Origin of the sequence: Rickettsia sp. MEAM1 (Bemisia tabaci) (assembly GCF_002285905.1) — a bacterium.
In the GTDB taxonomy this organism is placed as follows: domain Bacteria; phylum Pseudomonadota; class Alphaproteobacteria; order Rickettsiales; family Rickettsiaceae; genus Rickettsia.
In genome coordinates this window covers 383374-395408 of record NZ_CP016305.1, presented here as the reverse complement: position 1 = coordinate 395408, position 12035 = coordinate 383374, and the positions used below count along the sequence as shown (strand labels likewise).

Here is a 12035-nt window from a genome sequence, read left to right as displayed (position 1 = left end):
AAGAAATATGAGAAGTTATAGAAAGAATAGTCATAGTCAGTATGATTTAAAAGTGCATCTTATATGGATACCAAAATATAGGAAGAGAATATTGATAGGCAAAGTATCGGAAAGGACTAGAGATTTACTGAGGCAGATTTGTATGGAACATGAAGTACATATAATTTCAGGGAAAATATCATGTGATCACGTACATATGTTTATCTCATATAAGCCGCAAATATCTCTTAGCAAGTTAGTACAGTATTTAAAAGGCATTAGCTCAAGAATTTTATTGCAAGAATTTACTCATTTACGAAAACAATTTTGGGGCAATCATTTGTGGGCTAGGGGCTATATGGCAGTTAGTTCAGGTAATATAACTGATGAAATGATACAGCACTATATTGATGAACAGGAAGGTGAACCTGTGAATGATGATCGATTTCTAATCGATTCCACTTTATAACCCCTCAGCTTATAGCTGAGGGTTGTTTAGTTTTAGCTCGAATGAGTCAAGAATTTAGTTCTAAAATTATATGAAAAATAGAACAAATCTATAATGAGGTGAAGTATGGATAAAGATGAAAGTGATATAACGATATATACATATGATCCTCAAGGTAGAATGTCTAGCGTGTCAATTGGAAATGTAAGAATAGAAAAAGCTGATTCTAATAACAGTTTAAATAGTAATGAATTAAACTTGTTAAATGAAATAGAAAAGAAAAAAGATAAGTATAATGATGAAGATTTAGAAATAATTAGTATCACTGCTGATACAGACTCATTAAAAGAGCACAAGGATAGTGATAATAATAGTCAAACAAAAATTTTAGATTCAGAAAAGGAAAGTGATTGTGGTACGTTTGATTGTATGGGTAAAAATGATGATTTTTGTTGTGTAATTATATAACATCATATGGAAACGTTTAAACAATTTAGGTAATTAATGAAATCGCAAGCATCTATAAATGGTAAAATATGGCAGCGTAGAAGCGTTAACGAGGAAATAGTCATAGAATTATGCCGTAGTTTTAAAATCAGTGATTTGCTTGCTAGAATGATATCTTTAAGGATTGATGATATAGCTAAGGCAGAAGATTTTTTAATGCCGAAAATCAAGAATTTGCTTCCTGATCCTTTCCATCTACTTGATATGCAAAAGGCAGTAGATAGAGCTATTAAAGCTATCTTAAATAAGCAAAAAATATGTATATTTGCCGATTATGACGTCGATGGTGCTACTTCGTCAGCATTACTTAAAAATGTTTTCAAAGATTTAAATATTGTTTGTGATATTTATGTCCCTGATCGTATAGCTGAAGGGTACGGTCCTACTCCTTCTGCTATGCAAAAAATTAAAGATAACGGCACTGAATTATTAATAACAGTTGATTGTGGTGCGATGGCTCATGAAGCCTTGAAATACGCAAAGGATGTAGGGCTTGACGTAATCGTTATTGATCATCATATAGCTACTGAAATATTACCTGAAGCGGTAGCTATAGTGAATCCGAATCGTGTTGATGAGACAAGTGAGTGTAAACATCTTGCAGCTGTAGGGGTTGCTTTTTTATTTGCAACTGGGATATTATCAGATTTAAAGAAGCAAAATTATTTTGAGAAAACTCTTCCGCCTAATTTGATGAAATATTTGGATTTGGTGGCTCTTGGTACTGTGTGCGATATGGTAAAGCTTATTGGGTTAAACCGTGCTTTTGTATCGAGCGGCTTAAAAATAATGCATCAAAGGCAAAATATCGGCATTAAAACGTTATATGATATGGCAGGGCTTAATGAAATCCCAAAATGTTATCATTTAGGTTTTATTTTAGGTCCGCGTATTAATGCTGGCGGTAGAGTAGGAAAATCAAGTTTAGGTGCTAATCTATTATCTACCAATTGCTCTAATGAAGCTCTTAAATTAGCTGAGGAGCTTGAGAAGCATAATAATGAACGTAAAGTCATTGAAATGCTGATGATAGAAGAAGCAATGGAAATGGCTAAGACACAGCAAGATAATAGTTTATTATTTATTGTTAAAGAAGGATGGCATCCCGGTGTTATAGGTATTGTTGCAGGAAGACTTAAAGAGAAGTTTGATAAGCCAGTAGCAGTTATAGCCCTAAATGACGGAATTGGTAAAGCATCATGTCGCTCTATTTTAGGTATTGATTTTGGTGCTGAGATTATTAATGCTAAAGTCAAAGATTTACTAATTACAGGCGGAGGACACGTCATGGCAGCAGGTTTTACAGTAGTTGCCGAAAAAATACAAGAATTACAAGAATTTTTAAATAATGCTTTTAGAATTAGTCTAAATAGACTAGAAAATTATAAGCAAGCAGAATATGATCTTGATTTAAGTCTTAGTAGCGTCCACTTACCTTTAATGGAGGAATTAAGTACTTTGGAGCCTTTTGGTCAAGGTAATTATGAACCTATATTTAAATTTGATAATTTATTTGTATTAAAAGCGGATATAGTGGGAAGTAAGCATATTAGATGCTTGTTTGCTCCGAATAAAAAAAGTTCCAGTAGTAAAGCATTACAAGCTATTGCTTTTAATTCGTTAGGTACTTCATTTGAAGAGGTATTACTTAGTCCTAAAGCACATAATATTTCAGTATTAGGAACATTAAAGACAAATAATTGGCAAAATAATTACACTATTCAGTTAATTATAAAAGATGTAATAATAACTTAAAAATGATGTTTATGAGCAATTTTAAAAAAAATAAAAGATGCTTCTACAAAAATTTCAAAAGATTTAGCCAAAGTCGAAGAGCATTATCAAAATTATCCCCATCCATTTAGAGATCCAAATCAAGAAAAAGAACGTTTACTTAATGTTTGCGGTGAGTTTTTAGGAGAGTTAAATCATTTTTTATATAAAGGTAAAGAAAATTTTGATAATGGTTTTAGATGTTTAGTAGTTGGTGGGGCACCGTCAAGTTAAGGGAGGTATAAATTAAGTATTGAGCAATTACAGGGAATGATTTATAGAATAGCAGTAACAATTTATCCTAGATTTTACCGCTATGCATATTACTCAAGCCCCGAATAGACATCGTTTTCCAGCAAGCATTATTAGCCATACAGTATGGTTATATCATCGCTTTAATAATAGTTACCGAGATGTTCAAGAGCAGATGGCTTATCGAGGTATTATATTAAGTCATGAGACTGTAAGGTTTTGGTGTTATAAGTTTGTAGTTTATTTTCAAGATGTTATTAGTAAGAGAGAGCGAAAGCCAACTGATAAATGGCATTTGGATGAGATGAATATCAAGATCAAAGGTGAAGTATTCATATTATGGAGAGCTGTTGACTCTGAGGGACATGAATTAGAAGTATTACTGCAGAAGCGTCGTAACAAGAAATCAGCTATTCGCTTTTTATCAAGATTATTGGGTAATTATCCATGTCCAAGGGTTATTGTGACTGATAAGCTAAAAAGCTACATTAAACCAGTTAGGTATATGTGTCCTAGGACTAAGCATCGTACCGATAAAAGACTAAATAATCGGATTGAGAATGCCCATCAGCCAACTAGGAGAAAAGAGAAGATACTGATTAAATTTAAGCATCCTAATTCAGCACAATGTACATTATCACTGATGGGAAAAGTCAGAAATATATTTGCTGTAAATGTTGGAAGATATACTAAAACAGCATCTGAGCAAAGAATTGCATTTGCGTCCGCTAAATCCATTTGGGATGAAGCTACTCAAAGACTTCTTGCTGTCTGAAATCTAAAAATATAGTACTTTGTGACACTAATTTACTTAACTTGACGGTGCCGCGGGAATGACATCGGAGTCGCACAACAAAAGCCCATTTATCCTCGCAATGACACATAAGCTAATTCTGCAAGATTTTCATCATTAGGTTAATCTCTTCGCGTAATTCTAAGTCGCTTTCTAGTAGCTCTTCTACTTTTTTGATGGCATGCATAACTGTTGTGTGGTCTTTTTTACCGAATTTTTTACCTATATCGACTAGACTTTTAGGGGTGAGGATTTTACTTAAATACATAGCTATCTGACGCGGTCTTGCAATAGTACGCATTCTTCTTGGCGATGACATATCAGATAATTTAATATTGTAACGATTAGCTACTTTTTTCTGGATATCTTCAACTGTAATTATCCTTTCATTAGAACGGAGCAAATCTCTTAAAATATTTTGTGTATTTTCGAGTGTTATTTCTTTTGCAGTAAAGTTAGAGTGGGCAATAACCTTATTTAATGCTCCCTCAAGCTCTCTTACATTTGAAACAATCTTAGAAGCTAAAAAATCAATTACATCTTTTGGAACTTTAACGTTCATCTGCTCAATTTTAGACTCTAAAATACCAAGACGTAACTCATAAGTAGTGCTATGAACGTCTGCCACTAAACCCCACCCTAAACGAGATTTAATTCGGTCTTCAATATCATCTAAATCGGAAGGCGACCTATCGCAAGAAATAACCATCTGACGGTTATTATCAATCAGCGTATTGAACGTATGGAAGAACTCTTCCTGCGTACTATCTTTACCACAAATAAATTGAATATCATCAATCATTAATACATCAACTGAGCGAAATTTCTCTTTAAAAGACATTACTTCTTTGTTACGCAAAGCCTTAACAAATTGGTACATAAATTTTTCTGCCGACATGTATATAACCTTACGGCTTGGATTATTCTGTTTTATGTACCAACCAATTGCATGCATTAAATGGGTTTTACCAAGCCCTACCCCGCCATATAGAAAAAGAGGATTAGATTCGGAAACCGCACTTGAGGACTCGGCTACTGCTCTTGCAGCAGCATAAGCAAGCTCATTCGGAGCACCAACAACAAAATTATCGAAAGTAAAACGTATATCAAGCGTTGAGAAAATATTTTCTGAATTAAGCTCGCTACTACCAATATCGGCAAAAGTTTTAGTAGGCAACTCAAGAGTTGATTGATTAGATGCCGGCAATTCTTTAGTAATTATTTCTACTGTTTTAATAGCATTATTATAATGCTGAAATAATTGCAATATAACGACAGAATATTTAGATTTTATCCAATCTCTAATAAAATTAGTAGGAGCACAAAGGATAACAGTATTTAGTGAAGATTCTATAAAATTGACCTTACTAAACCAGCTATTATATAAAGCCTCACCGTAATAGTTATAAAGGTCTTGGGTTACGTTACTCCAGACATTTACACTATTATCATTTTGATTTGTTAAAATTATTTGATTAGTATTCACTTAAAACTGCCACGGTAAGTTATTTTGTTTCCAGCCTTTATTTTGAAGATTTCCTTCGAAACCATCAATAATATTATAACAATTTTTATAACCTATATTAGCCATAAAATTTGCTGCCATTAATGATCTATGCCCTGATCTGCATAAAAAAATATAATGTTAGACATTTTATCATCAATAATAGATAAAAATTTATCTTTAAAATCTCTATTCAGCTCCATAAAAGGCGATAGCTGCCAGCTTAAAAAGATTACATTATTTTTATTACTCAAACTCGGAACACCCACATGTTTCCATTCTTCTTCTGTTCTAACATCAACAAGAAAAGTATTATTATTTGAAACCAGCATATTATAAGCTTCTTTAGAACAGATATTTTGAACTAACATATTTTGCCTATTACTTATATTGCTGTTATATATAATAAAAATGTTTAAACTATTGGATTTTATTCATGCGAAGATGAATTTATTAAGATAGTATAGCTTTCGTAAAACCTTAAATATTTTTAAAATATTCTTGGTCTCTGATAGTTTTAATAATATTATCATAAAAAAATTTTGCAAGATTTTATAACATGAATAAATTAAATAAAAACTCTTTACAAAAGAAACTTTTTTATCGTAGTAAAAATCGTGGCTGCAAAGAAATGGATTATATATTAGGCAATTTTGCTAGTCTTTATCTACCTTTCATAGCGGAAGAAAAACTTTTAAGCTATGCTTTAATACTTGATCAAAATGACAATGATCTTTATAATTGGATTACTAATAAATCTTCCGTTCCTTCTAATTTAGATGCCGAAATAATGGAGCAATTACGCAAAATAATAAAAATATAATTTCCCATCATACATGTTACAACAAAAATTTCCATCTACTGCTAAATCTTTCTTCACAATTGATAGCTTTATAAAGAATTCTAAGCAAGATTTCATTTTAGTTACAAGCAATGAAGAGGAGGCATTGCAATTATACAAGCAGGCTTTATTTTTTTTACCAAGCGAAAATATATATTATTTTCCGAGCTATGATACAATTCCTTATGACCATACGTCACCAAATTGTAATATTTTATCTAAGCGAGCCGAAACATTAAGTAAACTTACGACCAATAAAGGAAATAAATTAGTTATTACACACGTAATGAACTTATTGAATAAATTACCGCCTAAGGATTTCTTTGCTAAATATTATCTAAAACTATTTCCTAAAATGAAGCTAAGTGCGAACGAGCTTAGTAAGTTTTTGGTAGAGAATAGCTTTACAAGAAATGCAAGCACTGTTGATGTTGGAGAATTTGCAGTTAGAGGCGAGATTGTTGACTTAATACTACCTGAATCTAAAGGCTATAGAATTAATTTTAGCTGGGATTATGTCGAGTCTATCAAACAATTTGATATTGATACCCAAATCTCAACTAAATCTTGTAACGAACTAATTATTGGTCCAGCAAATGAGATAGTTTTAAATTCTGAAACAATCAGTAATTTTAAAGATAATTACCTGCGTAATTTTGGAGTTAACCATACCGATAATCCTTTATATGAAGCAATAACCAGCGGAAGAAAGTTCTCAGGATATGAACAGTTACTACCTTTATTTTATGATGACTATTCCGGTTTAATAGATTATCTTAACAAGCTGGTCATTATCTTTGATAATCTAACAAAGCAGGATATTTTAGAATTTGAGCATAGCTATAACGATTTTTACAAAGCAAGGCTAGATGCCAATAAGCTTAAATTTAACAGCTTTTACCCTACTCTTTCACCCTCCCAGCTATATTTTACTTCTCTTGAAGCTATAGAATTACTTGAGCAGGATAATAATATCCTAATTAGTTATGAAAATTCCGAGCAGGCTAGCATAGTTGAAAATATAGCGGCTGCAAGCTTTGTAGAAAAGAAAACTGTTTTTGATAAGCTGTTTGAAGTTATTAAAGCTAATTCTCGTAAGAAAATTATTATAGGCTCAAGCGTTTTAAGTAGCTTTGAAAGAGTTAAAAGTATAATCGAAAACTATGAATATAGTTATAATGAAATAGAATATTTAGAGGAGGCAAATCTTGGTACAATAAATATTGCCATATTACCCTTAAATCAAAGCTTTTCTACTCCTGAATATTTATTTATTGCAGCTAGCGAGCTATTAGAAGAAAAAGTTATCACTACAAACACTAATAAAAAACTCAAAAATATTTTACTTGAGCTTGATCATTTAGCCGAGGGAGAGCTGATAGTCCATAAAGATCATGGTATAGGGCAATTCTTAAAGCTTGAAGCTTTAGAGATTAAAGGCAAACTTCATGATTTCTTAAAGATTCTCTACGCCGGTAATGATAAGCTATATATACCAGTTGAAAATATTGAGGTAATAAAGAAATATGGCAGTGATGTAGCCCAGCTTGATAAGCTCGGAAGCGTCTCATGGCAAAAAAATAAAGCTAAACTTAAAAACCGTATTAAGGAAATTGCCTTGCATTTAATGCAAATAGCTGCCAAGAGAAAACTTAATACCACTGCTGCTATTGAATTTGACCTTGAAGAATATGATAAATTTTGTGCTAAATTTCCTTTTACCGAAACTGAAGATCAATTAAATGCAATAAACGATATTAGAGAAGATTTAAGCAATGGCATGCTAATGGATAGGCTAATATGCGGAGATGTTGGGTTTGGTAAAACCGAAGTAGCAATGCGTGCTGCCTTTATGGTTGCTAAATCCCTAAACGAAAATTCACCGCAAGTGGCGGTTGTCGTACCAACTACTATCCTATGCAGCCAACATTTTGCAAGATTTACCGAAAGATTTAAAGATTTTGGCTTAAATATCAAGCAATTATCTAGTGTTGTTAGCTCCAAAGAAGCAAAGATTGTAAGATCGGAACTTGAAAGCGGTAAGATAAACATAGTAATAGGTACGCATTCTTTATTACATAAAGTTACTAAATTTTGTAATCTTAAACTATTAATTATAGATGAAGAGCAGCATTTTGGGGTTGGTCAAAAGGAATTCCTTAAATCGCTAAAATCTTCTACGCACGTGCTTGCAATGTCTGCAACTCCGATACCTCGCACCTTACAAATGTCAATGACCAGCTTAAAGGAGCTAAGCATTATCGCAACACCTCCACTAAATAGGCTGGAAGTCCGCACCTCTGTTATGCCGTTTGATCCTGTTATTATCAGGGATGCATTACTGCGTGAGCATTTTAGGGGCGGTAAAAGCTTTTTCGTTGTTCCGAGAATTAACGATATAGAGGATATAGAAAAGCAGTTAAAGCAAATCGTCCCTGAATTAAGCTATAAAGTAGCACATGGTAAAATGTCACCGAATAAAATTGATGAGATTATGAGCGAATTTTATGCCAGCAAATTCGATATATTAATCTCAACAACTATAATAGAGTCAGGAATTGACATACAAGACGCTAATACTATGATTATCCATAAAGCCGATATGCTGGGCTTGAGTCAATTATATCAGTTACGGGGTAGAATTGGACGAGGTAAGATGCGAGGTTATGCCTACTTAACACTACCAAGTCATAAGAAAATGACTCCGCATAGCCTAAGACGTTTAGAGATAATCCAGAATAGCTGTGCTCTCGGTTCAGGCTTTACTATAGCAAGTCATGATATGGATTTACGGGGCTTCGGTAATTTAATTGGTGAAGAGCAATCAGGACAAATTAGAGAAGTTGGAACAGAGCTTTACCAGGAAATGCTAGAAGAGCAAATAGCTATTTTTAAAGATGAGCCGATAAGCGGCGAGCAGCCTTTCATCCCGACTATTAATTTAGGTTTATCGGTGTTTATTCCTGATAATTATGTATCGGATTCAGTTCTAAAGCTTGGTTTATATAGAAGAATAGGTAATCTAAACGATGATCTAGAAGTAGAAAAATTTAAAGACGAAATGATAGATAGATTTGGCAGCCTGCCAACTGAATTTAATAATTTACTTGATATTGTTAAAATAAAATTATTATGCTTTAAGTTGAACATTGAAAATCTAGATTCAGGCGATAACGGTTTTGTCATTAAATTTTATAAAAACGCTGATATGGCTGATAAAATTCTAAAATTTGTCAGTACCTATACTGCTAACGCAAAAATTAAACCTGATAACAAATTAGTATTTATCAAGAAGTTAGTAGGTAAGAATATAATTGCTGAGGCGAATCAGTTACTATGGAATTTAGATTCTGTATGTCATCCCGTGGCTTGTCCACGGGATCTTGTGCCATAGAAAGTGTCCTGAGATACCTAAGGTACAAGCTGCGGTATGACAGACTTTTTTCTGGATTCCCGCCTACGCTGGAATGACATAAAACTTAAAAAAATATATATAACTTGACGGTGCCCACGCAGGCAATAAATCTTTATCTGTAATCTATATTATGCTAAAATGCTGTCTTTAATACTTTAAATAAAAAGGCAGTTATTAGTGTCAAAATTTTCCTTTAATATCAATCATCAACATAAAAAAGCAAGAAGCGGTGTTATTACTACTGCTCATGGCGAAATTCGTACGCCTGCTTTTATGCCCGTCGGAACAAGAGGAACTGTTAAAGCAATGCTGCCTGAATCGGTAGGCGAAACAGGGGCTGATATTCTGCTTGGTAACACCTACCACTTAATGCTACAACCAAGTGCTGAGCGTATCGCACGCCTTGGTGGTTTGCATAAATTCATGAATTGGGATAAGCCAATACTAACCGATTCCGGTGGTTATCAAGTAATGTCTCTATCGAAGTTGCGTAAGATAACGGAAGAGGGAGTAAGTTTTAACTCGCATATTAATGGTGATAAATATTTGCTGACGCCTGAACGTTCTACCGAAATACAGCATTTACTCGGTAGTACTATTACTATGGCTTTTGATGAATGTACGCCTTACCCTGCAACGTTTGAAGAAGCAAAAACCTCTATGCAGCTCACAACTAGATGGGCATATAGATCAAGAGAAGCATTTGTTAAGCCAGATGGTTATGCACAGTTCGGTATTATTCAAGGTAGCACTTACGAAGAGTTACGCAAGCAATCGGCTAAAGATTTAATAGAGCTTAATTTTGAAGGATATGCTATAGGTGGTCTTGCAGTTGGGGAGGGACAAGAGCTTATGTTTAAAGTTCTTGATTATGCCCCTGATTTCCTACCGCAAAATAAACCTAGATATTTGATGGGGGTAGGAAAGCCTGCTGATATTATTGGAGCAGTCAGCAGAGGGGTAGATATGTTTGACTGCGTAATCCCGACTAGGTCAGGTCGTAATGGTCAGGCTTTCACAAAATATGGCACGGTAAATATCCGCAATAGTAAATATGCTGAAGATAACGAGCCTTTGGAAACTGATTGCCTTTGCCCTGCTTGTCAAAATTATAGTAAAGCCTATTTACATCACTTGGTGAGAATAGGCGAAATACTTGGAGCGATGCTAATGACTTGGCATAATCTTACATATTTTCAGAACCTAATGAGCCGTATTAGGGAGTATATTGCCTTAGGTAAAGATTTTGATTTTACTACTTGATGAACTTCGTAGTACTTATTTATATATATATTAGCATCATGAAAAATTCTATAAAATCAAATAAATATTCTAATGCTGGAAAAGAAACTTTATATTTATTAAAAAGCCCTAAAAATGCTGAGAGATTAAAGCAAGCAATTAATGATTTTGAAGCAAATAAAAACTTTAAAATGACTTCTTTACTAAAACCAAAATGAAAAAAATTTTAGGCATTGAATCAAGTTGTGATGATACTAGTGTTTCTATAATAACTGAAGATAGGAAAATCTTATCGAATATAGTTATATCACAAAATACAGAACATGCAGACTATAAAGGAGTAGTGCCGGAAATAGCCGCACGTTCTCATTTAACTAATCTCGAAAAAGCTATGAAGCAGGCTTTACTTGAGAGCAATACTAGCTTAGATGAAATTACGGCAATAGCTGCAACTTCAGGACCTGGCTTAATTGGCGGCGTTATAGTCGGCTCAATGTTTGCAAAGTCCCTTTCTAGCGTTTTAAATAAGCCTTTTATTGCAGTAAATCATTTAGAAGGACACGCATTAACTGCAAGATTAACCGATAATATCCCGTATCCATATTTGCTTTTATTAGCTTCCGGTGGGCATTGTCAATTTGTTGCAGTACTTGGGCTTGGAAAATATAAGATTCTTGGTAGTACTATAGACGATGCAGTAGGTGAGGCTTTTGACAAAGTAGCTAAGATGCTTGATTTGCCTTTCCCAGGTGGTCCTAAAATTGAAAAAAGGGCAAAGCTTGGCGATTCTTACAAATATAAACTCCCAAAACCGATTATTAATAGCGGTGATTGTAATATGTCTTTCTCAGGGCTTAAAACGGCAGTGCGTACTTTAATAATGAGTTTACAAGAGATTAACGATACTATAATTAACGATATAGCAGCAAGTTTTCAGTTTACGATAGGGGAAATTTTAAGCAACAAAATACTAGAAGCTATTAAAGTTTATGAACAAATAACAAATGATTTTAATAGAAATATAGTAATAGCCGGCGGAGTAGCAGCTAATAAATATTTGCAAGAAATATTAAGTAATCTTACCAAAATACATGGCTATAAGCTTATTTACCCGCCCACAACGCTATGTACGGATAATGCTGCGATGATTGCTTATGCTGGGCTTGAGCGTTATAATAATGGGTTATTTACGCCTTTAAATTTCTGTCCTAAAGCTAGATGGAGCTTAGAAGAAATATAATTATACCTTTGATACTTTAACATTTGGTAAACCATAGGGCA

General features: G+C 33.5%; 10 protein-coding genes and 2 pseudogenes. 10 read left to right on the top strand and 2 right to left on the bottom strand.

Features of this window, described 5'->3' with window-relative positions; genetic code table 11:
- Positions 1-7: 7 nt before the first annotated feature.
- The 5 genes and pseudogenes from tnpA to BA173_RS02075 all read left to right on the top strand — a co-directional run bounded on the left by tnpA (position 8) and on the right by BA173_RS02075 (position 3734).
- On the top strand, positions 8-448 hold the full coding sequence (gene tnpA / locus BA173_RS02095) for an IS200/IS605 family transposase (RefSeq protein ID WP_095568239.1): 441 nt from the start codon (positions 8-10) through the stop codon (positions 446-448).
- 105 nt (positions 449-553) lie between these two features.
- Positions 554-895, top strand: coding sequence for a hypothetical protein (locus tag BA173_RS02090; protein WP_016947735.1), 342 nt, complete (start codon positions 554-556; stop codon positions 893-895).
- A 36-nt stretch (positions 896-931) separates the two neighbouring features.
- Entirely contained in the window at positions 932-2689 is a 1758-nt protein-coding gene (gene recJ / locus BA173_RS02085) for a single-stranded-DNA-specific exonuclease RecJ (RefSeq protein WP_016947734.1), read from the top strand.
- Between the two features lie 11 nt (positions 2690-2700).
- Positions 2701-2926 (top strand): annotated as a pseudogene (locus tag BA173_RS02080) (class I SAM-dependent methyltransferase); the annotation flags it as partial.
- Positions 2927-3023: 97 nt separating this feature from the next.
- Entirely contained in the window at positions 3024-3734 is a 711-nt protein-coding gene (locus BA173_RS02075; RefSeq protein ID WP_095568243.1) for an IS6 family transposase, read from the top strand.
- Between the two features lie 112 nt (positions 3735-3846).
- Here the strand turns inward: BA173_RS02075 and dnaA are convergent, their stop codons facing one another.
- Positions 3847-5238: a chromosomal replication initiator protein DnaA gene (dnaA, locus tag BA173_RS02070; protein WP_016947672.1), complete on the bottom strand. Its 1392-nt coding sequence runs from the start codon at positions 5236-5238 to the stop codon at positions 3847-3849.
- A pseudogene (locus BA173_RS02060) lies at positions 5239-5627 on the bottom strand (rhodanese-like domain-containing protein).
- Positions 5628-5815: 188 nt separating this feature from the next.
- Here BA173_RS02060 and BA173_RS02055 point away from each other — a divergent pair.
- From BA173_RS02055 to tsaD, 5 genes are all read left to right on the top strand, one after another.
- The gene (locus BA173_RS02055; RefSeq protein WP_016947671.1) at positions 5816-6079 is read left to right on the top strand and encodes a succinate dehydrogenase assembly factor 2; all 264 of its coding nucleotides are present in this window, start codon (positions 5816-5818) and stop codon (positions 6077-6079) included.
- 13 nt (positions 6080-6092) lie between these two features.
- Positions 6093-9491: a transcription-repair coupling factor gene (gene mfd, locus BA173_RS02050; protein WP_068041670.1), complete on the top strand. Its 3399-nt coding sequence runs from the start codon at positions 6093-6095 to the stop codon at positions 9489-9491.
- A 198-nt stretch (positions 9492-9689) separates the two neighbouring features.
- Complete coding sequence (gene tgt, locus BA173_RS02045) at positions 9690-10775, top strand: tRNA guanosine(34) transglycosylase Tgt (RefSeq protein WP_016947713.1); 1086 nt, start codon at positions 9690-9692, stop codon at positions 10773-10775.
- A 38-nt stretch (positions 10776-10813) separates the two neighbouring features.
- On the top strand, positions 10814-10972 hold the full coding sequence (locus BA173_RS08130; RefSeq protein ID WP_179852184.1) for a hypothetical protein: 159 nt from the start codon (positions 10814-10816) through the stop codon (positions 10970-10972).
- Entirely contained in the window at positions 10969-11994 is a 1026-nt protein-coding gene (gene tsaD / locus BA173_RS02035; protein ID WP_016947715.1) for a tRNA (adenosine(37)-N6)-threonylcarbamoyltransferase complex transferase subunit TsaD, read from the top strand. The genes BA173_RS08130 and tsaD overlap by 4 nt, the downstream gene beginning before the upstream one ends.
- Positions 11995-12035: the final 41 nt, after the last annotated feature.